Genomic DNA, 26779 nt, shown 5'->3' with positions numbered 1-26779 from the left:
ATGACGATGAACGCCAGCACGGTCAGACAGCTCGCCGGCAGGCTCGGCGGGCTCCTGCTGACGCTGTTCCTGTCGAGCATCGTCATCTTCTCGGCGGTGCTGCTCACGCCCGGCGACCCGGTCGTCGCGCTCGCCGGCGGCCTGCGGCCCACACCCGAGATGATCGCCGCCATCAAGGCCGAGCACCATCTCGACCAGCCGATCTGGATCCAGTACCTGTACTGGGTCGGCGGCGTGCTCACCGGAGACCTCGGCACCTCCTTCGTCTACAAGACGCCGGTGGTCGAGCTGATCGCTCCGCGCTTCGGCATCACGCTGATGCTCGTGCTGTACACGCTCGTGCTCATCGCGGTGTTCGGCGTCGGCTCCGGCATCCTGGCCGGCACGCGCGGAAAGGGAACCGATCGCGCCGTGCTCGTCGCAACGTCGTTCGGGGTCGCGCTGCCGACGTTCGTCGTCGCGATCCTGCTGATCTGGGTGTTCGGCCGCGTGCTCGGCTGGTTCCCGGTGTACGGCGCCGGTGACGGCGGCGTGATCGACACGCTGCACCACCTCACGCTCCCGGCGATCTCGCTCGCTGTGCTCTACATCGCGTACCTCAGCCGCATCACCCGCGGCGCCGTCGTGGGTCAGCTGCACTCCGAGCACGTCGACACGGCAAGGGTGCGCGGCATCCCGCGTGCGCAGATCTTCCGGCGCCACGTGTTCCTCAACGCCTCGCCACAGATCCTCGCGATCTCGGGCGCGACGGTCGCGGGTCTGTTCGCCGCATCGGCGATCGCCGAGCAGGCGTTCGGGCTGGGCGGTCTGGGGTCCCTGTTCACCGAGGCCGCGGCACGCAAGGACCTGCCGGTCGTGCAGGTCGTCTCGCTGCTGCTGGTCATCCTGTTCGTCGTGCTCAACGCCGTGGCCGATGTCGCGATCGCGCTGATCGACCCCGACTCCGTCAAGCCTAGGAGGACCGCATGAGCGTCGCCCAGCTTGCCGGAGGCCGCGTCCCGACGTTCGCGCGTCGCCTCGCCGTGCGTGATCCCCTGGCCATCGCGGCCGGGGTCGTGATGATCGGCATCCTCGTCATGGCGCTGTTCGGCGCGTGGCTCGCGCCGTACGACCCGAATCAGCTCTACGTAGGCCCCGTATCCGGTCCGCCGTCGTCGGCGCACTGGATGGGAACCGACGACCTCGGGCGCGACATCTTGTCGCGCGTACTCGTGGGCGCCGGGCCCAGCGTGTTCGCACCGATCGCCGTGGTGGTCGCCGCCACGGCCCTCGGCACCGCGATCGCCATCGCGTCGGCGTGGTTCGGAGGGTGGGTAGACGGCGTCAGCTCGCGGCTCATCGAGGTGATCTTCGCGATCCCCGGCCTGGTTCTCGCCGTCCTGGCCGTGTCGATGTTCGGCAAGGGGCTCATCGCGCCGATCGTGGCGCTGTCGATCGCCTATATCCCGATCGTGGCGCGGCTCGTACGCGCCTCCGCGCGGCAGGAGCTCGCCAAGCCCTACATGGCGGCGCTGCGCATCCAGGGCGTCGGCTCCCTCGCGATCTGCTTCCGGCACCTCGTGCCGGCGCTCCTGCCCGCGGTGCTCGCCCAGTCGACCGTCGGCTTCGGCTACGCGATGCTCGACCTCGCCGCGATCTCGTTCCTGGGGCTCGGCGCGCAGCCGCCGTCGTCGGACTGGGGAGTGATGATCGCCGCCGGGCAGCCGTCGCTGCTCGTCGGCGCCCCGGAACAGTCGATGTTCCCCGCCGCGCTCGTCGTCGTGACGGTGCTCGCGGTCAACATCGTCGGTGGCCGAGTGACGGCCTGGGCCGAAGGGAGCGGCCGATGACCGCGTACGTCCTGGAGTTCGACCACGTCTCGGTGACGGCACCGGCCGCCGGCGCAGGCCGAGACGGCGATCAGCCGCGCACCCTCGTGCACGACTGCACGCTGGGCGTTCGCGCGGGCGAGGCGCTGGGCCTCGTCGGCGAGTCCGGCTCGGGCAAGACACTGTCGGTCCGGGCCGCCGCGGGTCTCCTCCCGGAGGGCTTCACCGTCGGCGGCGCCATCCGCATCGACGGGGAGGACATCTCGACCCTGCCGGCCAGGCGGCTTCGCGACATCCGCGCCCGCCGCCTCGGCATGGTCTTCCAGACGCCTCGCGCCCACCTCAACCCGCTGCGCACCATCGGCGACTTCATGACGGAGGCGCTCGTCGCGGTGGCGGGGGAGAAGGCGGATGCCGCGGACCGCCGGGCGCAGGACCTGCTCGCCGAGGTCGGCATCCCCGACCCCGCCCGCCGCATGAGGCAGCGCCCGGGAGATCTCTCGGGCGGGCTGCTGCAGCGTGTCATGATCGCCGCCACCCTCGCTATGGACCCGCCGATCCTCCTCGCCGACGAGATCACGACGGCGCTCGACGTAACCACGCAGGAGGAGGTGATGGCCGTGATCGCCGACCTCCGCAGGCACCGCGACCTCGCGCTGCTGTTCATCACCCACGATCTGGCACTCGCGGGTGCGGTGTGCGACCGGGTCGCGGTGATGCAGCACGGCCGCACCATCGAGACGCTGCGCGCGGCGACGATGCGGACGGATGCTGCCGACCCGTACACGAAGCGGCTGCTGTCGGCGACGCTGCCGGGCGCCCTGGTCGCCGCCGGCGGGTCGGCCGAGGATCAGGTGCTGACGGTCGCCGGACTGCGCAAGACGTTCCAGGTCCGCTCGCCCCGTGGCGGTCGGGAGGAGTTCGTCGCCGTCGACGGGGTCGGCTTCACCCTCGCGCGTGGCGGATCCCTCGGCATCGTCGGGGAATCGGGGTCCGGCAAGTCCACCACGGCTCGCATCATCTGCGGCCTCGAGACGGCCGATGCCGGCGAGGTCGTCGTCAAGGGCGAGGACTGGACGCGACCGGCGCGGCGGGCCGGCGACCGCCGAGCGCGGGCGCGTGTCGCGCAGATGGTGTTCCAGGACCCTTACCAGTCGCTCGATCCCCGCCAGACGGTGGGGCAGTGCCTGGCCGAGGCGATCGCCGTCCATCGACGCCGCGACCGGCGTTCGGACATCGACGCCGAGGTGGACCGCCTGCTGGCCTCGGTGAAGCTCGCACCCGACCTCGCCGGGCAGCGGCCCCGTTCCCTGTCGGGCGGACAGCGGCAGCGGGTGGCCATAGCCCGTGCGCTCGCGGCTGAGCCCGAGATCCTCGTGCTCGACGAGGCCGTGTCGGCGCTGGATGTCACCACCCGGGTCGAGATCCTGACGCTGCTCGACGGGATCCGCCGCCAGACCGGCGTCGCGCTGCTGATGATCTCGCACGACCTCACCACCGTGCGGCGCGTATGCGATCACGTCGTCGTCATGAAGTCGGGTGCGGTCATCGAGCAGGGCCCGATCGCCGACGTGCTCGACCGCCCGAGCGCCGAGTACACGCGTACGCTGTTGGACTCGATCCCGCGGAGCGGATGGGTGCCGCGCCGACGGCTGCCCGCGCGCACGTCCGCCCTGCCGACGGTGGCGACCAGGACCACCCGCATCATCACCCCCGGAGGAGAGAAATGACAGATCGACCGCTGTGGCAGCTCGGCCTTGGCGAACTCGCCGAGGCGGTCCGTTCGCGCGCCACGACCGCGAGGGCGGTGATCGACGCGCACCTCGAGCGCATCGAGGGGGTCAACCCGACCGTGAACGCGCTGACCGTCGTGTTCCACGATCGGGCTCGCGCACTCGCCGACCAGGTCGACGCCGCCTTGGACGCGGGTGACCCGGTGGGCCCGCTCGCGGGCGTGCCGTTCACGGTGAAGGAGAACATCGACCTCACATGGTCGGCGTCGACGAGCGGCTGGTCCTTCATGGCCGATGCCGTTCCCGGAGAGGACGCCACCATGGTCCGGCGTCTGCTCGAGGCGGGCGCCATCCCGATCGGGCGCGGCAACATGCCTGACTGGGGACTGCGCTGGGACACCGACAACGACCTCTTCGGCCGCACCCTGAACCCCTGGGACCCCTTCCGCGTGCCCGGTGGATCCAGTGGCGGCGATGCAGTGGCCGTGGCGACCGGCATGACGCCGCTCGGCCTCGGCAACGACTACGGTGGCTCCCTCCGGCTCCCCGCCTATGCCGCAGGAGTGTGCGCGCTGCGGCCGTCGGCCGGACGGATTCCGGCGCCGATGGCTGAGATCACCGAGCCGGTGTCGCTCTCGCTGCAGCTGTTCGCCGTGAACGGTCCGATCGCGCGCCGCGTGGACGACCTCGACATCGCGTTCTCACTCATGCACGGCGCCGATGGCCGCGATCCGATGGCGCTGACCGTCGAGCACCCCACCTCCTACGACGGCCCGCGACGCGTCGCCGTCGCGCGGGATCCGCTGGGCTGGGGCGTCGATCCGCGGGTCGCCGCCGCCGTCGGCCGGGCGGCCGACGCGCTCGCTGCGGCCGGCTGGGAGGTCGAGGAGATCGAGCCGCCGCTCATCGAGGAGGCGGCCGGACTCTGGCGCCGCATCTCGGTGAACGAGATGGTCGGCGCCTTCCTGCCGGGCGCGCTCCCGATGCCGCTGTCGGACGGCTCGACCCGGTACTTCCTCGACAACGCGCAAGAGACCGAGGTTCTGGGCTCCGCCGAGGAGTATGGCGGTGCCTGGGCCCGGCGGGCCGTGATCGCGGCGGCCTGGGAGAAGTTCCAGTCGCAGCACCCGATCGTGCTCGGTCCGGTCTCGGCACGGCGCATGCCCGAGGTCGGCTTCGACCTCTCCGGCCCCGCCGCGACCACCGAGCTGTGGCGCGACCACCGGCTGCTGGTGGCCGTGAACTTCCTCGGACTGCCGTCGGTGGCGGTGCCGACGGGGCTCGATGACGATGGCCTGCCGACGGGCGTGCAGCTCATCGGGCCGCGCAACGGCGATCATGTCGCGCTCGCCGCGGCTCGCGCGGTCGAGGCTGCACTCGGTACCGTCACACCCGTGGACGCGCGCGCCCGGACGGCCGTCGCGTGACCGCGTTCGAGCCGGGACTCGAGTTCGTCTTCGAGCTCCGCGTCGCGGTCGCCGACCCGATCAGGGTCGGGCGCACGGCCTCCGAGGATCTCAACGTCACGCCGATCGTCGGCGGCGAGATCACCGGACCGCGCCTGACCGGGCGCGTGCTCCCCGTGGGCGCCGACTGGTGGGTCACACGGGGAGCGACCACGCAGCTCGACGCACGCTATGTCATCGAGGCCGAGGACGGCGCCGCGATCGATGTCGTCAACCGCGGCTACTGGCACGCCGGCGAAGTCGTCGAGCGCCGGCTGCGAGCGGGAGAGCCTGTCGGCGAGGACGATCTCTACTACCGGACCGCCTTCGTCTTCCAGACGGGCGCCGAAGCGCACCGGTGGCTGACGGAGGGGCAGTTCGTCGGATACGCCCGCCCCGACCCCGGCCACGTCTGCATCCGCGTCTACCGGCTCCGCTGAGGCATCCGTCTGCGTACCTCCCCTCCGGCGCGGGAGTCAACCCCGTGCCGGATGCGGGCGGAGCTTCGTACGGTGGCTCTTCGCCAGACGAGAGGAGCCGTCATGTCCGACAACCTTCCCGACGACATCCCCCGCGCCGCCGACGGGGGCGCCGGAGCGCAGCCGTTGCGCGACCAGGACACGTCGATCGCGCCGGATCCGACCTTGGACCCGGCTCAGGCGGAGTGGGAGCGCACGAGCGGGCAGGCGCCCGACGACGTCTCCGAGGATCCGGTGACCGCCACGGGGGACGACCCCGCCCACCTGCCGTCGGCCGAGGACCAGGTGCCGCGCTTCGACATGCCCGTGGAGGACCTCCAGCCCGAGACGCAGGACCTGTCGCCCGAGCTCGCCGAGCTCGGCGAGAGCGGACAGGGCGACCTGGCTCCCGAGGACTACTAGGCCGCCGAGGTGCGGATCCTGCCACGCTGTCCGCACGGGCCTGGGCGTGATCGTCGCTCCCCGCGGGCGGGAGAGAGGACAATGAGACTCAGCCGGAACGCGTCCGGAATGACCCGATTCGAGGAGACGTCATGGCCCGGCCTCTCTCACAGATCCGCGAGCGGTCCCGTGCCCGCGCGCAGGCACGCGCGGCGGCACGCGCCGAGCTGAAGAACACCGCGTACGAGATCTTCATCGGCGCGCTGTCGATCCTGTCGATCGTGAACCTGCTGCTGGTGTATCTCGTGGCCGGCGACTCGGCGCTCGAGCTGGTGCTGTCGGTGATGAACGCGGTGTTCAGCGCGATCTTCCTCGGCGACTTCATCTACCGGATCGCCACGGCGCCGTCCGCCGGCCGCTACTTCTTCCGCGGATTCGGCTGGGCCGACCTGCTCGCGAGCCTTCCGTTCCCGCAGTTCAAGATCCTTCGGCTGTTCCGGCTGCTGCGCGTCTTCCGCCTCCTGCGCGAACTCGGGCCGCGGACGGTGTGGAGCACCCTCATCAAGGATCGCGCGAACAGCGCGCTGATGACCCTGCTCCTCATGGGTGTCCTGGTGCTCCAGTTCGGGAGCATCTCGGTGCTCGCCGTGGAGGAGAACGCCGAGGGCGCCAACATCACATCCGCCTCGGACGCGCTCTGGTACACCCTCGTGACCATCTCCACGGTCGGCTACGGCGACCAGTTCCCGGTGACCAACGCCGGCCGCCTGATCGGGACCCTGGTCATCGTCGTCGGGGTGGGGATCTTCGGCACGTTCACGGGCTATCTCGCGAACCTCTTCCTCGGGCCCCGCAAGGCGGCCAACGAGAACGCAGACGCGGATGCGGAGGCCGAGGCGCTCGTCGAGGCGGACGCAGGGCCGGACACGGCGGAGCCTGCGCTGGCGACGCACGCGGCGAAGGGGGTCGCCGCCGGTGCGGTGGCCGGTGCGGTCGACGCCGGTGCGGAGGCGAGCGCGGGGATGCCTGCGACGACGACCCACCCGGCGCTCGCGGAGTCGGCCACGGCCGGCGGTGGTGCGGTGGCCGGCGATGCGGCCGAACGAGTCCGCGCGCTGCTGGCGCAGTCCGAGCAGGCGATGGCCGAGATCCGGCGCATCCTCGCCGAGTCGCCGCGCTAAGACGTCACCGGCGCGCGGCGGCCGCGTTCACGACGCCGGCGCCGAGCACGACGGCGGCGGCGACGGCCGGCGCGAGGAGGGCGACGGAGGCTCCGAGGGTGTCGGCGACGATTCCGGTGACGGCGGATGCCGCGGACTGGCCGACCACGACACCCGAGCCGAGCATCGTCATGACGGTCGCCGACCGGCCGAGCGGGCTGAACGCGGCGGCGAGGCTGTACTGCGTGACGAGGGTGGGCCCGATCCCCACGCCGATGACGAGGAGGCACAGCGCCATCCCCGTGACCGAGTCGACGAGGGGCAGCGCGAGCGCGCCGGCGACGAGGACCGCCGCGAACGTCAGCCAGCGGGCGGAGAGCGAGAACCGCGCGGGGAAGAGCGCGACGCCCAGAGCGAGCGCCGCGGATCCGATCCCCATCGCGCCGTACACGAGCCCGGCCTGCTCGGGCACGCCGCGCTCGGCCATGAAGGCGGTGAGGGACGTCAGCATCGCCCCGAAGAAGAGGCCCATTCCCAGGGCGCCCGCCACGGGCGCGAGCACCCGGACGCGGACGAGATCCCGGACCGGAGCCTGCGCCGGGCGATCGGCGGCGCCGCGCGCCGGGCCCGCCGCCGCGGTCGGGTGCAGCGCGAACGCGGTCACGAACACCAGTGCGAGCACCGCGGCGCCGATGACCGGGGCGGCCGGCGTCATGGTCGTCGCGAGCAGGCCCACGATCACCGGGCCGAACACGAACACGATCTCGTCGGCCGCGGATTCGTACGCCATGGCGCCGTTGACGACGGTCGTGCGCCGGTCGCGCGGATAGACCCTCCCGATGATCGCCACGAGGCGGCTCCGCGACAGCGGTGCGACCTGGGGCATCGACGCGCCGATGAAGAACGCGACCGCGAGGAGCGCGGCATCCGGAACGGGCGTGAAGGCGAGCCCCGCCATCGTGACGAGCAGGACGCTGTTCACCGTCCCGGCGACCAGCAGCACCCGGCGCTGGCCGAACCGGTCGGCGGCGGCCCCGAGGAGCGGCCCGACGAGTGCGGTGCCGAGACCGGTCATGGCGCTGGTCACGCCGCCGAGGGCCAGCGACCCGCGCGCGGACACGACGAGGGTGAGGATGCCGACCACCATCATGGCGAAGGGGAGGCGCGCGACCAGGGCCACCGGGAAATAGGCGTAGCCGGCCTCGCGGATGAGGCTCGGACGGCGCACGGCCGCGCGGGCGGACGTATCGGTCTCGACGAGGGTCGTGTGCATCTTTCTCCAGGCTCGGAAGCCGCCTGCGGCGGCGCATCGTGCCGCCTTGCCCGGCGCGGAGGTCGCGCGGGCAGGTAGATGCACATCGAAATGGCACGGCCATCCTACCGTCGGCTACCTGGGCGGCCCCTGACCGGGCTCGCTGCCTCACTTCTCCGGGTTTGGGGCGCGCTGCGGACGTTCGGGGCGCACGCCGTGCGCCCCGAACGCCCGGCACGCGCCCCAAACCACCGAGACCGACCGGGTCAGAGCGCCGCGCCGACCATCGCCTCGCCGAGCGGGGTGCGTCGGTGCAGCACCCGTGCGCCGTCCCGCGAGCTCGCGACGAGACCCGCGTCGCGCAGCACGGTGAGGTGGTGGGAAGCGGTGGAGAGGGCCACGGCGGTGTCCCGCGCGATCTGCGAGGTCGTCCGGGGTTCGTGCGCCTCGAGCAGGATCCGCGCGCGGGCAGGTCCCAGCAGCGCGCCGAGGGCCGCCGTCGCGTCGGACGCGTCCCGCGCCCAGGTCGCGGTGACCCCGTGCGCGGGGTAGAAGAGCGTCGGCTGCGCGGGCGGCTCGGTGAGCACGTTGCAGCCCGTGGATCCCATCACCGACGGCACGAGCACGAGTCCGCTGCCGCGGCAGTCGACCACCTCGCTCCAGATGCGCATCGTGACGCGGACCATGCCGTCGCTCCACTGGACTCGATCGTGGAGCGTCTGGATCATCGCGCCGATGCCGCTCTCCGCGATCCGGCGCGAGCGCACGGCGATATCGGCGCGCAGCAGGCGCTCCAGCTGGGGCCACACCGGCGCGACGGCGGAATTCCACACCTCCAGCCAGGCCTGCGCGATCATCTCCCGTGCGCGATCCGGCTGATCGAGCATGTGCTGCACCGCGACCCTGCGCGCGCCGTCCGTGCGCACCAGCACCTTCGTCATGTCCACGCGGAACCGCTCGTCGTCGATGGCGCGGAGCCGCTCGGCCTCGGCATCGGGCGTCAGCTCCCAGGAGGGCGTCGTCGTGAGGAAGTCGGGGAAGTACCCGTCCTCCCTGATCAGGAGCGCGAGCACCTCGAAGTGCTCGCGCGGGACCGCGCCGCGGGTCGTGCGCAGCCAGCCCCACTGCAAAGGGTGCTCGTCGGGACGCAGCAGCGCTCGCACGGCATGGCACAGCTCGTGGCCCGGCGAGACGCCGAACCGGATGGCGGTGAGATCGTCCGGCGCGAGCACGAAGTCGACGAACTTTCGATCCACATCGAAACTCTAGGGGGCGCGGCTGCGGATGACGATGCTGAAAGCACCTGCTGACCAGAACGGAGCACCCCATGAGCACCACGATTCCCGCCGTGGTCGGCGCCGCCGACCTGCGCGTCGGAGCCGGCCGCAACCGCATGTTCGTCGGCGCCGAGCACGGCGCGGCGGTGTCGTACTTCTTCGTCGACAACGAGCCCGGCCAGGGTCCCGACATCCACCGCCATCCCTATGCCGAGACGTGGGTCGTGCTCGAGGGCGAGGCGCGTCTCATGATCGCCGGCAAGGTCAGTCACGCCGTGGCCGGCGACACCGCGACCGCACCCGCGGGGGAGTGGCACGGGTTCAAGAACTGCGGTGAGACACGGCTGCGGATCCTCTGCATCCACGCCTCCGATCGCATCATCCAGGAGTGGCAGGATGCTCCCGGAGTGCTCGACATCCCGACCGGACGCTGAAAGGACAGCACGCATGTCGTTCCAGGCATACCTCGACAACATCGAGAAGAAGACGGGCCTCACCCCGCGGCAGCTCATCGAGAAGGCCCGCGAGAAGGGCTTCGACGAGACGACCAAGGCCACGCCCATCGTCGAGTGGCTCGCGGCCGACTACGGTCTGGGTCGCGGTCACGCCATGGCCCTGGTGCACGTGATCACCAAGGGACCGCAGATCAGCGACAGGCACGTCGGCACCGACACGACGCACTCGGACCCGTCGAACACCCTCTGGCTCGACGGCATGGCCACGAACCCGAACGGCTGACGCGCCGCGCCCGGCGGGGGAGCGCTACTCGCGACCCCGCCGACGCCACCACGGGTGACGGCGCACGGGCGCGGCATCCGTTCCGCCCTCGGAGCGCGCCAGGCGGGCGTCGCGACGCTCGCGCCACGCGGCCACCTCGGCCTCGACGTCGCGCGTGGGGGTGACGACAGGCGGACCGCCGAGCAGCTGACGGCGCGCTTCGATCACGCGGCGGTTGAAGTCCTCGACCGCCTCGCGCACGTCCTGCTCGCGTGCCAGCTCGTCGAGCCGGTCGTCCAGCTCGACGTTCTCCACGCGCAGGGTGAGCGCCGGGGGCCCGAGACCCGTGAGCTTCTCGGTCTCGATCTTGCGGCGGATCCACCAGTCCGGGTCATGGCTCTCGCCGAGCCCGGGGATCGGCTTGCCGGCGCCCGGCAGGTCATCGAACTCGCCCCGGCGGATCGCCTGCTGGATCGCGGTCTCGACGACCGCCGCCCGGTCGGCGGCCGAATACGCTCGCGTCGCCGCGGACCGCTGATCTGCGGCATCCGTCGCCTCGGCCTCGTCGGGCAGGAGGCCGTGCTCGCGCTGCCACTTCTCGAAGCGGTAGCGCTCAGCGGCTTCGCGGGGCCCCTCGGTCATGATCCCGGGATGTGGTCCCGCCAGGAGTGCCGGGGCTCGTAGCCGAGCAGCCGGCGGGCCTTGTCGATGGAGAGCAGCGTGTCGTGCTCCGCGAACTCGCGCGTCTGCACGCCGGGGAACACCTCGGCGACGAGCTCGGCGTTCGGGCGGGACATCACGGTGTCGGCGGCCGCGATGATGTAGGTCTCGAACCCGGGCGGGGCCACCTCGAGCGCGCGCTGCACGGCCTGCGCCCCGTCGCGCGCGTCGATGTAGCCCCAGAGGTTCCACTTGCGCTTGCGGGCGTCGTCGTCGTACGACGGGAACTCCGCGTAGTCCTCGGGGACCATCACGTTCGAGAACCGCAGGCCGGTGATCGACAGGTCCGGGTGCCAGCGCACGAGCTCGACGGCCATGCGCTCTTCGAGGGTCTTCACGAGCGAGTACACCGACTCCGGGCGCGGCGGATACTCCTCGTCGACCGGGATGTAGGGCGGCGGCACGTCGAAGGGCAGACCCAGCACCGTCTCGCTCGACGCGTACACGATGCGACGGATGCCGAGCCGCACGGCTGCCCAGAACACGTTGAACGTCGCATTCATGTTGTTGTGGAACGTCGCCACATCCGAGCGGATGCCGGGGGCGGGGATCGCACCCAGGTGCACGACGGCGTCGAATCCGTCGTGGCGGTCGTTCACCCCGGCGAGGGCGTCGACGACCTGGCCGTAGTCGGTCAGATCGACCTGCACGAAGTCGGGCCCGCGCGAGCCGACGACGTCGATCCCGATGACGTCGTAGCCCGCCGCGCGGAGTTCGCGGGCGACGACCGAGCCGAGCTTTCCGGATGATCCGGTGAGGGCGATACGCATGCACCCAGAGTGCCATGCGCCGCGTGCCACCGGGGCGGATGCGAGCGAGTCGGTCAGGGAGCGGGGGTCCGGGCGGCGGCAGTCGTCGACTCCTCGCCGGCGAGACGCCGCAGGCGGTCGCGGGCGAAGTCCTGTGCGCGGGGACCGCGGGCGAGCGCCCGCGCCGAGACCGCCAGCACGAGGCGCGTCACCGTCACGACCGGCAGCGGTGTGCGTCGCAGGCCGAGCAGGCGCCGGTACCGGACGGGAAGGCTCGCCACCGCTGCGGCGAACAGCACCCGGTACGCGATGCGCATCATGCCGGTGAAGGGCGCGCGTCTGAGGAACCGCACGACGTCGTCCACGCGTTCGTCCCGGCGCAGCTCGCCGCGCGCGAGGTAGCCGTCCATGCGGGCGTGCAGATCGGCCTCGGTGAGCGGCGGGTCGTCGAGCCCCATGAGCCGACCGGCCTGCGCCCACTCGCGGACGTACGCGTCCGGCCCGCCCGGGATCGGGCCGCCCCAGCGCTCGTGCGCGCCGAGGAACGCCTCGGTGAAGGCGAGGTGCACCCAGTCGACGAGATCGGCGTCCGCCGCCGAGTACGATCGCGTGCCCGACGCCGACTCGTACGAGCCCTGCACGCGCTCGTGCAGCCGCGCGACGCGGCCCGTCTCGCGGGCCGCCTGCGCGGTCGATCCGTAGGTGACGCAGATGATCCACCGCACTGTGCCGGTCAGGCGCCCGATGGGGTCGTCCCGGTAGCGCGAGAAGTCGTGGACGCCCGCCATCGCTCCCGGATGCAGCGCCTGGAGGAGCAGGGCACGGATGCCGGCGACGAACGTCCCCGTTCCCGCGTGCACGGTCCACACCGCGCCGCCGTCCGCGAACCAGCCCGCATCGTCGCCGTCGGCGAGGGCGCGCACCCACGCCGGCGTGCCGTCGGGATCACCCGAGAGCGCCGTCAGCAGCCGGGCGCGGAGCGTCGGCCGGCCCTCGGTGCGAGATCGTGCGCCCATGGCTCCAGCGTGCCACGGCCCGCGGCGGTGGGGCTCATGCGGACGGCGCCCGGGTGGACTCCCGGATGATGAGGTGCGTCGGGATCGGGGTGTCCTCGGTGACGCTGTCGGGCTCCTCCACCGCGATCAGCACCTTCTGCATGATCAGCTCGCCGAGCGTGCCGAAGTCCTGCCGGACGGTGGTCAGCGGCGGGTAGAGATAGCCCGCTTCGGGCACGTCGTCGAAGCCCACGACGCTCACGTCCTCGGGCACGCGCAGCCCCCGCTCCCGCAGCGCCGACATCAGCCCGATCGCCATGTGGTCGTTCCCCACGAAAACGGCCGATCCCGCCGTGATATCGAGGTCCAGGCCCACCCGATGCCCGCTGGCTGCCGACCAGTCGCCGTGCCGGGGCTCGACGATCTGAAGCCGACGCTCGGCCAGCTCGTCGCGCCACCCGCGGATGCGCTCCAGCGCATCGGGTGCGCGGGTGGGGCCGGCGAGGTGGAGGATGCGGGTGTGGCCCAGCTCCGCGAGATGGCGCACGGCCGACCTCGCCCCGCGGTACTGGTCGATCGAGACGATGTGGGGGCTGCGCCGGGCGGTGGCCGTCGCCGCGACGAGCGGAATGCTCAGATCCAGGCCGCGCACCACCTCGAGCACCCCGATGTCGACGACGATGAGCACGATCGCATCGACCCGCTGCCGCAGCAGCCCCTCCACCACGCCCTTGATCGCGGCGGGGTCCGGATCCACGGCGCTGACCGTGTCGACGCTGTACCGCGCGGCGCGGGCGGCGAAGTTGAAGTGGGTCGCGATCGACGTGGGGCCGTAGTCCGGCACGCCCGGCGTGACCAGGCCGATGGTGCGCGTCCGGCGGGTGACCAGGGCGCGGGCGGCGGGGGAGGGGCTGTAGCGCAGCTGCGCGATGGCCTGCTCCACGCGCGCTCGGGTCGCCGGGCGCACGTTGGGCAGGTCGTTGATCACGCGCGACACCGTCTGGTGCGACACGCCGGCGAGGCGGGCGACGTCGAAGATGTTCGCGGCCCGCGTGGATCCGTCGTCGGCCGTCACCCGCGGGTCAGTCATCGAGCTCTTCCGGTCGGGCCACGAGCGCGAGCAGGGAGTCGACGGTCAGTGAGTCGGACGGCAGCGTGTCGACGATGCGCCCGTCGCGCAGGATGGCGACCCGGTGCCCGACGCGCAGCACCTCTTCGAGCTCCGCCGAGATGAACATCACCGAGAGCCCGTTGGCCGCCATCTCCCCGACCAGGTTCTGGATCTCGACCTTCGCTCCGACGTCGATCCCGCGTGTCGGCTCGTCGAGCACGAGCACGCGCGGCGAGAGGGCGAGCAGGCGGGCGAGCAGCACCTTCTGCTGGTTGCCCCCGGACAGCGTGCCGGCGGGGCGATCGAGATCCGGCGGCCGGATGTCGAGCGCCTCGACCCAGCTCGCCGCCAGCTCGCGCTGCCGCGCCGGCGGGATGCGACGCATCATCCCGCGGTCGGCCTGCAGGGCCAGCGTGATGTTCTCGAGCACGCTCAGTTCGCTGATGATGCCCTCCGTCCGGCGGTTCTCGGAGGAGTAGACCACGCCGAGCGACATCGCCGAGCGGGGGCCGGTCGGAGCCTTGCCGGACCCCTCGATGCGGATGACGCCGCTGTCGATCCGGTCGATGCCGGTGATCGCGCGCGCCAGCTCGGTCCGCCCCGAGCCGAGGAGTCCGGCCACGCCGAGGACGTCGCCCTCGTGCAGTTCGACGTCCGCGTCGCGGATGCCCGCGCCGGCCGAGACGCCTCGCGCGGTGAGGGACGGATGCCGCTCCTCGAGCGCGCCCTCCGCGCGGGGCGCGGCGGTGAGGGCGGCGGCGCTCCGGCCCAGCATGGCCTGCACGAGGTCGATGCGCAGCAGCTCCCGGGTGAGGTACTCGCCGATGAACCGGCCGTCACGCAGCACCGTGACGCGATCGCAGAGCTCGTAGACCTGATCGAGGAAGTGCGACACGAACAGGATCGCGACACCGCGCTGCTTCAGATCGCGCACGACGCGGAACAGCTCGGCGACCTCGTCCAGGTCGAGGCTCGACGTCGGCTCGTCCAGCACGAGCACGCGCACGTCGGCGGAGATCGCCCGCGCGATCGCGACCAGCTGCTGCACCGCGAGCGAGTGCGTGCCGAGCCGCGACGCCGGGTCGATGTCGAGGCCGAGGTCGGCCAGCGCATCGTGGGCCTCGCGGCGCATGCGGCGCCAGTCGATCGCCCCGGCTCTGCGCGGCTCCCGGCCGAGCGCGATGTTCTCGGCCACCGACACGTTGGGGAGAAGGTCGATCTCCTGGTAGACCGTGCTGATCCCGGCGCGCTGGGCGTCGTGCGGCGAGGAGAAGCGCATCACCTCGCCGCCCAGCGTCAGCACGCCGGCGTCGAGCGGAAGGGCGCCCGTGATCGCCTTGATGAGGGTCGACTTCCCGGCGCCGTTCTCGCCCATCAGCGAATGGACCTCGCCGGGGAACAGCCGGAAGTCGACGCCGTCGATCGCGGCATCCGCTCCGAAGCGCACCGTCGCCCCGGAGAGCTGCAGCAGCGGCCGCGCCATCTCCATCAGGCCATTATCCCGGCGGAGAGGGGCGCGACCGCTGTGCGCGGACGTGGTGTCACCGCCTATCTTCGGCGCTGCGAGCGTGCGACGATCACCCGCTGCACCACGATGAACACCAGCAGCAGCGCCCCGATGATGATCTGCGTCCACGCCTGCTCGGCGCCCATGAACGAGATCAGCTTCTTGATCGTGCCGTAGACCAAGACGCCGATCAGCGAGCCGAGCACATAGCCGGTGCCGCCGGTGAGCAGCGTGCCTCCGATGACCACGGCCGCGATCGCGTCGAGCTCGGTGCCGATGCCGTTGCGGGGGTATCCGGCGCCGGAGTAGGCCGTGAGCAGCAGGCCGGCCAGTCCGCCGCAGACGCCGCTGACCACGTAGACCACGATCTTCGTGCGGGCGACGCTCAGGCCCATGAGTCGCGCGGACTGTTCGTTCCCGCCGATCGCGTAGACGGTGCGGCCGAAGCGCGTCCAGAGCAGCACCACGAATGCGACCGCGACCGTGGCGAGCGCGATGATCCCGGTCGGCGTGATGTACCACCCGCCGAGGCTGAAGCGCGTGCGCTGCAGCCACAGGACCGCCGGATCCTCCACGCGGATGGACGAGAGGCTCACCACGAAGGCCAGGCCGCGGGCGAGGAACAGGCCCGCGAGCGACGCGATGAAGGGCTGGACGTCGAAGTACTGCACGAGGACGCCGATCAGCAGGCCGATGGCGGCTCCCGCGACGAGCATGATCGGCACCGCGATCGCCGCCGGCACCCCCTGCGAGAGCAGGCTGGCTCCCAGGATGCCGGTGAAGGCCATGACCGATCCCACCGACAGGTCGATGCCGCCGGTGAGGATCACGAAGGTCAGGCCGACGGCCAGCACCACGAGATAGGCGTTGTCCAGGAGCAGCGCGGAGATGTTCCCGGGGCTGAGGAAGCGCGGGAAGCGGGACTGCGCGCCGACGAGCAGCACGAGGAGGATCGCGACGGCGGCGAAGGTCGGCATCAGCGAGGCGTGCCGGCTCATGAAGGTGGCGTAGCGCGACGGGGTCGCCGTGCGACGCGCCGTCATCTCGAGGCTCCGGGTCATGACGCGACCCCCGTCCGGTCGTCGGCCGCGGATCTGTTGCGTGCGCGCGCCGCGCGCAGCGCCCCCCGTGCCCAGCGATGAAGGCGCGGGGACTGCACGAGGACGACGACGACGACGACGATGGCGAAGAACACGGGGCTCTGCGCGGAGGGCACGCCGAGGAACAGGATGGTCGCCTCCAGGGTCTGGATCGTGAGCACGCCGATGACCGTCCCGGCGATCGTGAACTTGCCTCCCATGAGAGAGGTGCCGCCGAGCACCACCGCGAGGATCGCGTAGAGCTCGATGAAGAGGCCTGCCGCGTTCGCATCCGCTGCGCGGATGTTGGAGCTGTAGATGACACCGGCGATGCCGGCGAGCAGGCCGCTGACCACGTACGCGCCGAACACGATGCCGCGCGCGCGGACGCCGGCCAGCCGGCTCGCCTCGGGATTGATGCCCACCGCCTCCGTCAGGACGCCGAGCGCGGTGCGCCGCTCCATGAGGCCTGTCACGGCGACGGCCGCGACCCAGATCAGGAACGCGAAGGGCAGGGCGAGCAGGTAGCCGGTGGCGATGAACTCGTACGGCTCGCTGTTCACCGTCGTGATGAATCCCTCCGTGATCAGCAGGGCAACCCCGCGTCCGGCGAGCATCAGCACGAGGGTGGCGATGATCGGCTGGATGCCGACGACCGCGACGAGGAACCCGTTCCACACGCCGAGCACCAGCGCGACCGCGAGGGACACCAGCAGGGCGACGAGCACCGTGCCGAGATCGCCCGGGTCCGGCGAGGCGTCGATGATGGTCAGCGCGACCGCGCCGGAGACCGCCATGATGGCGCCGACGGAGAGGTCGATGCCGCGCGTGGCGATCACGATCGTCATGCCCAGGGCCACGAGCATCAGCGGCGCACTGTTGCGCAGGATGTCGATGAGCGCCCCGTACAGCTCGCCGTCCCGGACGGTCACCAGGATGAACTGCGGCCGCGCGATCGCGTTGATCGCGATCAGGATCACCAGCGCGGCCGCCGGCCAGAACAGCCGGTGCTTCATGATCGCTCTCATGCGGCGCTCTCCTCGGTCTGGTGGGCGATGTAGTCGATGAGTCCGTCGAGATCCACCTCGCGGCTGTCGAGCTCCCCGATCTTGCGCCGGTCGCGCATCACGACGATGCGCTGCGCGATCCGCAGCACCTCTTCGAGCTCCGACGAGATGAAGATGACGGAGAGTCCTCGGGCGCTCAGCTCGGCGACCTTGCGCTGGATGTCGGCCTTGGCGCCGACGTCGATGCCCCGCGTGGGCTCGTCCAGGACGATCAGCTCCGGCGCCGTGGCCAGCCACCGGGCGAGCAGGACCTTCTGCTGGTTGCCGCCGGAGAGGTTCCCCGCGGGCATGTCGGGATCGGCCGGGCGCACGCCGAGGGCCGCGATGTACTCCGCGACGATGGCATCCGCCTCGCTCTGGGGGATCCGTCGCATCGCGCCGCGGCGGGCCTGGATGCCGAGCACGATGTTCTCCGCCACCGTCAGGTCGGAGATGATGCCTTCGGCGCGGCGGTTCTCCGACGAGAACGCGATCCGATTCTCGATGGCGTGCCGCGGGGTGGCGTGCTTCGCCGGGCGGCCGTTCACCTCGATCCGGCCGCTCTCGGCGCGGTCGGCTCCGTAGAGGAGTCGGACCAGCTCCGTCCGCCCGGATCCGAGCAGGCCCGCGACGCCGACGACCTCTCCCTCGTACACCTCGATGTCGACCGGTTCGAGCGACCCGCGTCTGCCGACACCGGTCGCGCGCAGCACCGGGGTCGCCGAGCGATCGATGGAGCGATCGGCCACCGAGGCGAGCGCGGCGAGCTCGTCGAGCTCGCGGCCGATCATCCTGCTGACCAGTTCGCCCCGCGGAAGCTCGTCGACCGCGTACTCGCCGACGAGGCGCCCGTTGCGCAGGACGGTGATGCGATCGGAGATCTCGTAGATCTGGTCGAGGAAGTGGCTGACGAAGAGGATCGCGACACGCTTGGCGCGCAGCTCCCGCACCACGTCGAACAGCTGCTCCACCTCGCCGCGGTCCAGGCTCGACGTCGGCTCATCCAGGATGAGGACCTTCGCGTCGAGCACCATGGCGCGCGCGATCGCGATCAGCTGCTGGATGGCGATGGAATGGCTCGACAGCGCGGAGCGGGTGTCGAGGTTCAGCCCCAGGCTCTCCAGCTGGTCGGCTGCCCGCCGATGTGCGGCCTTCCAGTCGATGCCGGTGGCCGTGCGCGGCTCGTGGCCGAGCATCACGTTCTCTCCCACGGAGAGGTTCGCGCAGAGGTTGACCTCCTGATACACCGTGGAGATCCCGGCGTCCTGCGCGTCGGCCGGGCTGGTGAATCGGCGCGGCCGCCCGCCGACGACGATCTCGCCGGCATCCACCGGGTACACCCCCGTGAGGGCCTTGATGAGAGTCGACTTCCCTGCGCCGTTCTCGCCCATGAGCGAGTGGACCTCGCCGGGGCGCAGCGAGAAATCGACGCCGTCCAGTGCGAGCACACCGGGGAATCGGATGGTGATCCCGGTCATCTCGACGACCGGCGGGACTGCGGTGTCCGCGGACATGTGACTCAGCTGCCTTTCCGGGCTTCATCGTCGGCACGCCGCCGGGGGCCCGTGGGCCGCCCGGCGGGGTGCTCTCGACCTACCTTGGTACAGGATCGATGCGCCGGCGATCAGTAGGGACGGCTGTCGATGACCTCGGCGGCCTGCTCCTGGGTGAAGGTCTGGTCTTCGACGTAGACCTCCTTCTCGACCTCCTCGCCGGCGAGCACGTCCTTGACGAGTCCCGCCGCCAGGTCGCCGAGCAGGGGGTTGCATTCGACGATGAAGTTGATCTTCCCGTCGACGAGCGCCTGCATGCCGTCCTTGACGGCATCGATCGACACGATCTGGATGTCGACGCCGGGTTCTGCGCCCGCCGCCTCGATGGCCTCGATCGCGCCGAGCGCCATGTCGTCGTTGTGCGCGTAGACCAGGTCGATGCCGTCGGCGCCGTACTTCTGGAGGAAGCCCTCCATGACGGTCTTCCCGCCGTCGCGCGTGAAGTCGCCCGTCTGCGAGTCGATCTTCTCGATCGCCGTTCCTTCGACGGCCTCGTCGAAGCCCGCGGCGCGGTCGTTGGCGGGGGCCGATCCCGTCGTGCCCTCGAGCACGACCATCTTCGTCGGGGTGTCGCCGAACGTCTCGGCCGCCCACTCCCCGGCCATGACGCCTTCCTTCTTGAAGTCCAGGCCGACCCAGCTCGCGTAGAGGTCGTCGGGCGCCGAGACGGTGCGGTCCTCGAGGACAACCGGGATGCCGGCATCCGCCGCCTCCTGCAGCACGTCGTCCCAGCCGTCCTCCACGATCGGCGCGATGACGATGGCGTCGACGCCCTGGTTGATGAAATCGCGCACGGCGGCGATCTGGGCGGCGGTGTCGTTGTCGGCCGCGTTGAAGACCAGCTCGAAGCCGTTGTCGGCCGAGAAGGCCTCCTTCATCGACTCGGTGTTCGCCGAGCGCCAGCCCGACTCCGAACCGGTCTGGGCGAAGCCGACGGTGATGACCTCGTCGCCCCCGCTCCCGGCGTCGCCGCCGTCGCCGTCTCCGCTCGCGCAGCCGGTCGCGGTGAGGGCCAGGGCCCCCAGAAGCGCGAACCCGGCGAGAAGCTTGTTCCTGCTCATTCCAAAACCTCCTCGTTCTGGTCCGGCATCGCTGCCGGCTCGTTGTGATGCGAGTCGCTGCTGTGCGACTCCGACGCTGGAGATGTTAGCCCTCACATTCCGGTCGTTGGCAAGATGTTAGCGGTAACAGTTCCATAACGCGACGGGCGCGCTTGAGATGCGTCTCCGGCCGGACAGCCTCGCGCAACGGTTGAAGTGAGGGATAACATCCGTCGCAAAGGGTGCTGGGCGCGCGACCGGCGGCAGCGGCTGCCCGCGCGGCGAGGCGGATAGGGTGAGCGCGATGAGCGAGCCGCGAGCGAGTGCCCCGTCGTCCAGCCGTGTGGGCGTGCGCGACGTCGCCCGCGCGGCGGGGGTCTCGACGCAGACGGTGTCGCGGGTCATCAACGAGCAGCCGAACATCCGGCCCGAGACCCGGGACCGCGTCCTGCGCGCCATCGCCGATCTCGGGTACCGCGTCAACAACGCCGCCCGGGCGCTCGGCACGCGCACCACGCGCACCCTCGGGGTGATCGCGTCCGACGCGACGCTGTACGGGCCGGCCGTCGGCATCGCCGCGCTGGAGGCGGCCGCACGCGAGGCCGGGCGGTGGATCGCGACGGCATACGCGGATGCCTCGGACGAGGCATCCGTCCGCGACGCGGCCGATCGCCTGCTCGGGCAGGGGGTCGACGGGCTCATCGTCCTGGCCCCGCACGCCGCGACGCTGCCCGCGCTGGTGGACGCGCACGCCGGGATCGCCGTCGCGGCACTGCACTCCGGGCAGGGCGCCTCCCCGCAGGAGGCGGGGGCGGCGCTCGCCGTGACGCACCTGCTCGCCCTCGGCCACCGGCGCATCGCACGCGTCGCCGGTCCCGACGACTGGCTCGAGGCCCGTTCTCGCGAGGCCGGCGCGCTGCGGGCGCTGGCCGAGGCGGGGATCGAGCCCGGCCGGCGATGGAGCGGTGACTGGACCGCCGCGGCGGGCGCGGCGATCGCGGGCGAGGTGGCCGCAGCGGTCAGGGCATCCGAGGGGCCGACGGCCATCGCGGTGGCCAACGACCAGATGGCCCTGGGGCTCATCGCGGGCCTGCGCCACGCACAGCTGGACGTCCCGGGCGACGTGAGCGTCGCCGGATTCGACGACAACCCGGATGCCGCGTTCTATCGCCCCGCGCTCACCACCGTCGGACTCGACCTCGCCGGCGAGGCCCGCCGTGCCGTCGCCGAGGTGCTCGGCGCACCGGCGCCGGCCGTCGCGCCCCCGCGGCTGGTCGTCCGGGCGTCCACAGCGCCGCCCCGCTGAACGCGGGCGTCGAACAACCGGTGCGAATCGTCGGTGTTACCGGTAACATGGCGTCCCGGGCGATGCTCTGCCCGACTTCTCGACACGAGACCCGATGGAGGACCCCGTGACCAGCCCCGACCCGGCGACGCCGCCGCCCTCGTTCTCCGCCGAGGTGGAGGCATCCATCGCCGCCGTCCGTGCCGAGGTGGCGTCGCTCCACGCCGAGCTCGTGCGATACGGCCTGATCGTGTGGACGGGCGGGAACGTGTCGGGACGCGTGCCCGGAGCCGACCTGTTCGTCATCAAGCCGTCCGGCGTCTCGTACGACGACCTCGCGCCGGAGAACATGATCCTCTGCGACCTCGACGGTGACGTCATCCCCGGAACGCCGGGGAGCGACCGCAGCCCGTCGAGCGACACCGCCGCGCACGCGTACGTCTACCGGCACATGCCCGAGGTCGGGGGAGTCGTGCACACCCACTCGACGTTCGCGGTGGCGTGGGCCGCGCGCGGCGAGGAGATCCCCTGCGTCATCACCGCGATGGCCGACGAGTTCGGTGGGCCCATCCCGGTCGGGCCGTTCGCCATCATCGGCGACGACTCCATCGGCCGCGGCATCGTCGAGACCCTCACCGGACACCGCTCGCGCGCCGTGCTGATGCAGAACCACGGACCGTTCACGATCGGGGTGTCGGCGAAGGACGCCGTCAAGGCCGCCGTCATGGTCGAGGACGTCGCCCGCACGGTGCACTACGCCCGCGAGGCCGGCCCGCTCATCCCGATCCCGCAGGAGGCCATCGACCGCCTCTACGACCGGTACCAGAACGTCTACGGCCAGAGTTCGGACGAGCGTCGCAGCGGTGCCGACGACGGTGCGGAAGAGGCCGGCCGGTGAGCGCCGACGCGATCCGGGCCGGGCGCACGGCGCTCGGCATCGAACTGGGCTCGACCCGCATCAAGGCGTGCCTCGTGGATGCCGACGACCCGGCGAACGTGCTCGCCGTGGGCTCGCACGCGTGGGAGAACGCCTACGAGTCGGGCCTGTGGACCTATTCGCTCGACGAGGTCTGGTCGGGGCTGCAGGACGCGTACGCCGAGCTCGTCTCCGACGCCCGGCAGCGCCACGGCGTGGCGCCCGAGACGTTCGGGGCTATCGGCGTCTCGGCGATGATGCACGGCTACCTCGCCTTCGACGAGGCGGGGGCGCTTCTCGTGCCGTTCCGCACGTGGCGCAACACGAACACCGGCGCCGCAGCGGCGGAGCTCACCGAGGCGTTCGGCGTGAACATCCCGCTGAGGTGGTCGATCGCGCACCTGCACCAGGCGGTCATCGACGGCGAGGCGCACGTCCCCGCCCTGCGGTTCGCCACCACTCTCGCCGGCTACGTCCACTGGAAGCTGACGGGCGAGAAGGTGCTCGGCGTCGGAGACGCCTCGGGGATGTTCCCGATCGGCGCCGGGACCGCCGGCTACGACACCGCGCTGCTCGCACGCTACGACGACCTCGCCGCCGGTCGTCTGCCGGTGGCCGGGGTCGCGGAGCTCCTGCCCGAGATCCGCGTCGCCGGAGAAGCCGCCGGCGCGCTGACGGCCGAAGGGGCGGCGCTGCTCGACCCGTCCGGAGCGCTGCGCCCCGGCATCCCCTTCTGCGCCCCCGAAGGCGACGCCGGCACCGGCATGGTCGCGACCAACGCCGTCGCCCCGCGGACCGGCAACGTCAGTGCGGGCACGAGCATCTTCGCGATGGTCGTGCTCGAGCGGCCGCTCGAGCGCGTGCACCACGAGCTCGACCTCGTGACGACCCCCTCCGGGGATGCGGTGGCCATGGTCCACTGCAACAACGGCGCCAGCGAGCTCGCCGCCTGGGCGGGGATGTTCGCGCGGTTCGCCGAGGCGTCCGGTCGCCCGCTCGCCGACGACGCCGTGTACGAGACGCTCTTCCGCGAGGCGCTCGAAGGCGAAGCGGATGCCGGCGGGCTGCTGGCCTACAACCACCTCGCCGGCGAGCCGATCGCCGGGCTCGCCGAGGGGCGTCCGCTGTTCGTGCGCACGCCCGACAGTCGACTCACGCTGGCGAATGCGATGCGCGCGCACCTCTACGGCGTCTTCGGCACGCTGGCGCTGGGCATGCGCGTGCTCGAGGACGAAGGGGTCGGCCTCGACCGCATGTTCGCGCACGGCGGCATGTTCCGCACCGCGGGCGTCGCGCAGCGCTTCCTCGCGGGCGCGCTCGGCGCTCCCGTCTCGGTCGGCGACACCGCCTCCGAAGGCGGCGCGTGGGGGATCGCCGTGCTGGCCGCGTACGCGCGGGCGGTGGCGAGCGCGGATGCCTCGGCCGAGGCATCCGTCATCTCGCTGTCGTCCTATCTCGACGAGCGGGTCTTCGCCGACGCCGCCGTCGGGACCGCCGACCCGGAACCCGCCGACGTCGCCGGGTTCGCCGCCTACCTCGACCGCTACCGAGCCGGCCTCGCCGTCGAAGCCGCCGCGGTCACCGCTCTCTGAAACCCGAAGGAACAACGATGACCCGCACGCCCCTGTCCACCTCGCTCGACACCTACGAGGTCTGGTTCGTCACCGGCAGCCAGAACCTCTATGGCGAAGAGACCCTGCGCCAGGTCGCCGAGCAGTCCCAGGCCGTGGCCGAGGGTCTGGCCGGCCTCCCGGTCAAGGTCGTGTGGAAGCCGGTTCTGAAGGACTCGGACTCGATCCGCCGCCTCGCCCTCGACGTCAACGCCCGCGACGACGTCATCGGCGTCGTGGCGTGGATGCACACGTTCAGCCCGGCGAAGATGTGGATCGCGGGACTCGACGCACTCCGCAAGCCGCTGCTGCACCTGCACACGCAGGCGAACGTGGAGCTGCCGTGGGCCGACATCGACTTCGACTTCATGAATCTGAACCAAGCCGCGCACGGCGACCGCGAGTTCGGGTACATCCAGACCCGCCTGGGCGTGGCGCGCAAGACGGTCGTGGGTCACGTCTCCAACCCGGCGGTGCGGCAGCAGGTGGAGGACTGGCAGCGCGCCGCCGCGGGCTGGGCGGCGTCGCGGTCGCTCAAGCTCGCCCGCTTCGGCGACAACATGCGCTACGTCGCCGTGACCGAGGGCGACAAGACCGAGGCGGAGCTGCGGTTCGGGGTGCAGGTGAACACGTGGGGCGTGAACGAGCTCGTCGCCGCGGTGGAGGCCCAGACCGACGCGGATGTCGACGCGCTGGTGCAGGTCTACCTCGATGAGTACGACGTCGCGGCCGAGCTGCGGCCCGACGGCGACCGCCACCAGTCGCTGCGCGACGGCGCCGCCATCGAGCTCGGCCTGCGGTCGTTCCTCGAGGAGGGCGGCTTCGGCGCGTTCACCACGTCGTTCGAGGACCTCGGCGCGCTGAAGCAGCTGCCGGGCCTGGCGGTGCAGCGGCTCATGGCCGAGGGGTACGGGTTCGGGGCCGAGGGCGACTGGAAGACCGCGATCCTCGTCCGGATCGCCAACGTCATGGGCGCGGGCCTCCCCGGCGGGGCGAGTCTGATGGAGGACTACACCTACGACCTCGTCGCCGGAGACGAGAAGATCCTCGGCGCGCACATGCTCGAGGTCTCGCCGTCGCTGACCACCGCGAAGCCGCGTCTCGAGGTGCACGCGCTCGGCATCGGCGGCAAGGACGACCCGGTGCGCCTGGTCTTCACCGCCGACCCCGGCCCCGCGCTCGTCGTCGCGATGAGCGACATGCGCGACCGGTTCCGCCTCGTCGCCAACGTCGTCGAGAACGTCGACGCCCCTGACCTGCCCAAGCTCCCCGTGGGCCGGGCGGTGTGGAAGCCGGCACCGGACTTCGCCACCAGCGCCGCCTGCTGGCTCGCCGCCGGCGCCGCACACCACACCGTGATGACCACCGCGGTCGGCATCGAGGTGTTCCGCGACTTCGCGGACATCGCCGCCACCGAGCTCGTCCTCATCGACGAGGACACCACCGTGCGCGGCTTCCAGCGCGAGCTGCGCTGGAACCAGGCGTACTACCGCCTCGCCCAGGGGCTCTGACCTTCGTAATCCCCGGGTTCGAGCGCCCCGAACCTCGCCGCTACTCTGGTTGGCGGCATCCGCCCCCCTTCCGCAAGGAGCCCACATGGCACGTCCCCCCGCTTCCGGAACCCAGCACGCGCTGCGTGCGGGTGACTACGAGGCCGTCGTCGCGAGCGTCGGTGCGACGCTGCGCTCGCTCACCTACCGGGGCCGCGACCTCGTCGTGCCGTTCGAGGCCGACGAGGTGCGTCCGGCGCATCGAGGTGCGACCCTCGCACCGTGGCCCAACCGCGTGGTCGACGGCACCTACTCGTTCGGCGGCCGCGACTTCCAGCTGCCCCTCACTGAGCCGGCGCGCTCGCACGCGCTGCACGGCCTGGCGACGTGGCTCGACTTCGAGGCCGTCGACAAGGGGCCCGACCACGTGACGCTCGCCGCCGTCATCCAGCCGCAGACGTTCTACCCGTGGCGCCTGGTCATCACGACGACGTTCTCGCTGGGTCCTGACGGCCTCACGCAGTCGGTCACCGCCCACAACGAGAGCGAGCAGCCGGCGCCCTGGGGGACCGGGCCGCACCCGTACCTCGTTGCCGGGGACGGTCGCGTCGACGGCTGGACTCTCGAGCTGCCCGCCGCTCAGGTGCTCGCAGTCACCCCCGACCGCCTCATCCCCACCGGCCTGGTCGCGGTGGACGCCGACGACCCCGAGCGGTTCGACTTCCGCTCGCCGCGGGTCATCGGCTCCGCCGAGATCGACCACGCGTACTCCGGACTGATCCGCGATGCCGACGGCTACGCCACGGTTCGCGTGACGGATGCCGCCGGCTCCGGCGTGCAGATGACGTGGGATGCCACGTGCCCCTGGGTGCAGGTGCACACCGCCGACAAGCCCGACCCGGCGCAGAGCCGTCTCGGGCTCGCCGTCGAGCCGATGACCTGCGCACCGGATGCCTTCAACGCCTCGTCGTACGACTACGACGCCGGTCTCATCGAGATCGAGCCGGCGGCATCCGTCACCGCGTCCTGGCGCATCGCCGCGATCGACTGATCTCTGCCGTGACATGACGAAGGCGGAGCCGGCCCCCCGGGCGGCTCCGCCTTCTTCAGGTGCGGGTCAGTTGTCCCGCAGGTCTTCCTTGATGTCGTTGCGCGTCTTCACCGAGTCTCGCTCGCGCTCGGCTTTGCGAACCTCGGCATCCGCCTTCATCTCGTCGACCTTGTCGCCGATGCGATCTGTCGTGTCTTCGAATCCACGCTTGACCTTTTCGCCGACGGCCTCGGCCGTCTCTTTGGCGTCATCCATGAATCCCATCGGTCACTCCTCTCGAGAGGGATGTGACTCCGACGCTACGTGGGACCCCCGCTTTCAGAGGGGGGCCTTGATTCCCCGGCCCGGGTCCGCTAGAGCGGCAGCGCAGGGGAG

General features: G+C 71.5%; 26 protein-coding genes. 14 read left to right on the top strand and 12 right to left on the bottom strand.

The features are described 5' to 3' along the window. Nucleotides 1–6 precede the first annotated feature (6 nt). From ACFRAL_RS13650 to ACFRAL_RS13620, 7 genes are all read left to right on the top strand, one after another. Nucleotides 7–969, top strand: a complete 963-nt coding sequence (locus ACFRAL_RS13650; protein WP_336394666.1) for an ABC transporter permease — start codon at nt 7–9, stop codon at nt 967–969. Then, the gene (locus ACFRAL_RS13645; protein WP_336394667.1) at nt 966–1829 is read left to right on the top strand and encodes an ABC transporter permease; all 864 of its coding nucleotides are present in this window, start codon (nt 966–968) and stop codon (nt 1827–1829) included. Before ACFRAL_RS13650 ends, ACFRAL_RS13645 begins: the two co-directional genes overlap by 4 nt. After that, nucleotides 1826–3538, top strand: coding sequence for an ABC transporter ATP-binding protein (gene nikE, locus ACFRAL_RS13640; protein WP_336394668.1), 1713 nt, complete (start codon nt 1826–1828; stop codon nt 3536–3538). Before ACFRAL_RS13645 ends, nikE begins: the two co-directional genes overlap by 4 nt. Continuing rightward, nucleotides 3535–4968, top strand: a complete 1434-nt coding sequence (locus ACFRAL_RS13635; RefSeq protein ID WP_336394669.1) for an amidase — start codon at nt 3535–3537, stop codon at nt 4966–4968. The genes nikE and ACFRAL_RS13635 overlap by 4 nt, the downstream gene beginning before the upstream one ends. Continuing rightward, entirely contained in the window at nt 4965–5426 is a 462-nt protein-coding gene (locus ACFRAL_RS13630) for a DUF3237 domain-containing protein (protein WP_336394670.1), read from the top strand. The genes ACFRAL_RS13635 and ACFRAL_RS13630 overlap by 4 nt, the downstream gene beginning before the upstream one ends. A 102-nt stretch (nt 5427–5528) precedes the next feature. Beyond that, entirely contained in the window at nt 5529–5867 is a 339-nt protein-coding gene (locus ACFRAL_RS13625; protein ID WP_378883764.1) for a sugar ABC transporter ATPase, read from the top strand. A 131-nt stretch (nt 5868–5998) separates the two neighbouring features. Beyond that, nucleotides 5999–7027, top strand: coding sequence for a potassium channel family protein (locus ACFRAL_RS13620; protein ID WP_378883758.1), 1029 nt, complete (start codon nt 5999–6001; stop codon nt 7025–7027). 4 nt (nt 7028–7031) lie between these two features. Here ACFRAL_RS13620 and ACFRAL_RS13615 read toward each other — a convergent pair whose 3' ends face one another. Both ACFRAL_RS13615 and ACFRAL_RS13610 read right to left on the bottom strand, forming a co-directional pair. After that, nucleotides 7032–8279: an MFS transporter gene (locus ACFRAL_RS13615; protein WP_378883755.1), complete on the bottom strand. Its 1248-nt coding sequence runs from the start codon at nt 8277–8279 to the stop codon at nt 7032–7034. Between the two features lie 245 nt (nt 8280–8524). Beyond that, on the bottom strand, nt 8525–9514 hold the full coding sequence (locus ACFRAL_RS13610) for a DUF5937 family protein (RefSeq protein ID WP_336394674.1): 990 nt from the start codon (nt 9512–9514) through the stop codon (nt 8525–8527). A 71-nt stretch (nt 9515–9585) separates the two neighbouring features. On the opposite strand from ACFRAL_RS13610, the gene ACFRAL_RS13605 reads away from it, so the two are divergent. Together ACFRAL_RS13605 and ACFRAL_RS13600 are read left to right on the top strand one after the other, a co-directional pair. Further along, nucleotides 9586–9969: a cupin domain-containing protein gene (locus ACFRAL_RS13605; RefSeq protein ID WP_336394675.1), complete on the top strand. Its 384-nt coding sequence runs from the start codon at nt 9586–9588 to the stop codon at nt 9967–9969. Between the two features lie 13 nt (nt 9970–9982). Continuing rightward, the gene (locus ACFRAL_RS13600) at nt 9983–10273 is read left to right on the top strand and encodes a DUF4287 domain-containing protein (RefSeq protein WP_378883751.1); all 291 of its coding nucleotides are present in this window, start codon (nt 9983–9985) and stop codon (nt 10271–10273) included. Between the two features lie 24 nt (nt 10274–10297). On the opposite strand, the gene ACFRAL_RS13595 is transcribed toward ACFRAL_RS13600, so the two are convergent. From ACFRAL_RS13595 to ACFRAL_RS13555, 9 genes are all read right to left on the bottom strand, one after another. Next, nucleotides 10298–10894, bottom strand: a complete 597-nt coding sequence (locus ACFRAL_RS13595) for a DUF1992 domain-containing protein (protein ID WP_378883749.1) — start codon at nt 10892–10894, stop codon at nt 10298–10300. After that, complete coding sequence (locus tag ACFRAL_RS13590; RefSeq protein WP_336394678.1) at nt 10891–11742, bottom strand: NAD(P)-dependent oxidoreductase; 852 nt, start codon at nt 11740–11742, stop codon at nt 10891–10893. Before ACFRAL_RS13590 ends, ACFRAL_RS13595 begins: the two co-directional genes overlap by 4 nt. 53 nt (nt 11743–11795) lie before the next feature. Further along, the gene (locus tag ACFRAL_RS13585; protein ID WP_378883746.1) at nt 11796–12737 is read right to left on the bottom strand and encodes an oxygenase MpaB family protein; all 942 of its coding nucleotides are present in this window, start codon (nt 12735–12737) and stop codon (nt 11796–11798) included. Between the two features lie 34 nt (nt 12738–12771). Then, entirely contained in the window at nt 12772–13806 is a 1035-nt protein-coding gene (locus ACFRAL_RS13580; RefSeq protein ID WP_378883744.1) for a LacI family DNA-binding transcriptional regulator, read from the bottom strand. Beyond that, nucleotides 13799–15316: a sugar ABC transporter ATP-binding protein gene (locus ACFRAL_RS13575; RefSeq protein ID WP_336394681.1), complete on the bottom strand. Its 1518-nt coding sequence runs from the start codon at nt 15314–15316 to the stop codon at nt 13799–13801. Before ACFRAL_RS13575 ends, ACFRAL_RS13580 begins: the two co-directional genes overlap by 8 nt. A 59-nt stretch (nt 15317–15375) precedes the next feature. Next, nucleotides 15376–16395, bottom strand: coding sequence for a sugar ABC transporter permease YjfF (locus tag ACFRAL_RS13570; protein ID WP_336394682.1), 1020 nt, complete (start codon nt 16393–16395; stop codon nt 15376–15378). Then, entirely contained in the window at nt 16392–17441 is a 1050-nt protein-coding gene (locus ACFRAL_RS13565; RefSeq protein WP_378883740.1) for an ABC transporter permease, read from the bottom strand. The genes ACFRAL_RS13570 and ACFRAL_RS13565 overlap by 4 nt, the downstream gene beginning before the upstream one ends. Beyond that, nucleotides 17438–18973, bottom strand: a complete 1536-nt coding sequence (locus ACFRAL_RS13560; protein ID WP_378883737.1) for a sugar ABC transporter ATP-binding protein — start codon at nt 18971–18973, stop codon at nt 17438–17440. Before ACFRAL_RS13560 ends, ACFRAL_RS13565 begins: the two co-directional genes overlap by 4 nt. 110 nt (nt 18974–19083) lie before the next feature. Continuing rightward, nucleotides 19084–20073, bottom strand: coding sequence for an ABC transporter substrate-binding protein (locus ACFRAL_RS13555; protein WP_378883734.1), 990 nt, complete (start codon nt 20071–20073; stop codon nt 19084–19086). A gap of 283 nt (nt 20074–20356) precedes the next feature. Here ACFRAL_RS13555 and ACFRAL_RS13550 point away from each other — a divergent pair, with 283 nt between their 5' ends. From ACFRAL_RS13550 to ACFRAL_RS13530, 5 genes are all read left to right on the top strand, one after another. Next, entirely contained in the window at nt 20357–21358 is a 1002-nt protein-coding gene (locus ACFRAL_RS13550) for a LacI family DNA-binding transcriptional regulator (protein WP_378883731.1), read from the top strand. 94 nt (nt 21359–21452) lie between these two features. Then, nucleotides 21453–22235, top strand: coding sequence for an L-ribulose-5-phosphate 4-epimerase (locus tag ACFRAL_RS13545; protein WP_378883728.1), 783 nt, complete (start codon nt 21453–21455; stop codon nt 22233–22235). Then, nucleotides 22232–23845 carry a xylulokinase gene (locus ACFRAL_RS13540; RefSeq protein WP_378883725.1) on the top strand — a complete coding sequence of 538 codons (1614 nt, stop codon included), beginning with the start codon at nt 22232–22234 and terminating at the stop codon, nt 23843–23845. Before ACFRAL_RS13545 ends, ACFRAL_RS13540 begins: the two co-directional genes overlap by 4 nt. 17 nt (nt 23846–23862) lie before the next feature. Further along, on the top strand, nt 23863–25374 hold the full coding sequence (araA, locus tag ACFRAL_RS13535; RefSeq protein WP_378883722.1) for an L-arabinose isomerase: 1512 nt from the start codon (nt 23863–23865) through the stop codon (nt 25372–25374). Between the two features lie 85 nt (nt 25375–25459). Further along, a complete protein-coding gene (locus ACFRAL_RS13530) occupies nt 25460–26404 on the top strand; it encodes an aldose 1-epimerase family protein (RefSeq protein ID WP_336394690.1) in 945 nt (314 codons plus the stop codon). A gap of 66 nt (nt 26405–26470) precedes the next feature. Here ACFRAL_RS13530 and ACFRAL_RS13525 read toward each other — a convergent pair whose 3' ends face one another. Further along, nucleotides 26471–26668: a hypothetical protein gene (locus ACFRAL_RS13525; RefSeq protein WP_336394691.1), complete on the bottom strand. Its 198-nt coding sequence runs from the start codon at nt 26666–26668 to the stop codon at nt 26471–26473. Between the last annotated feature and the right edge of the window lie 111 nt (nt 26669–26779).

Origin of the sequence: Microbacterium sp. NPDC056736 (assembly GCF_042790415.1) — a bacterium.
In the GTDB taxonomy this organism is placed as follows: domain Bacteria; phylum Actinomycetota; class Actinomycetes; order Actinomycetales; family Microbacteriaceae; genus Microbacterium.
This window is presented reverse-complemented; position numbering and strand designations above follow the sequence as displayed.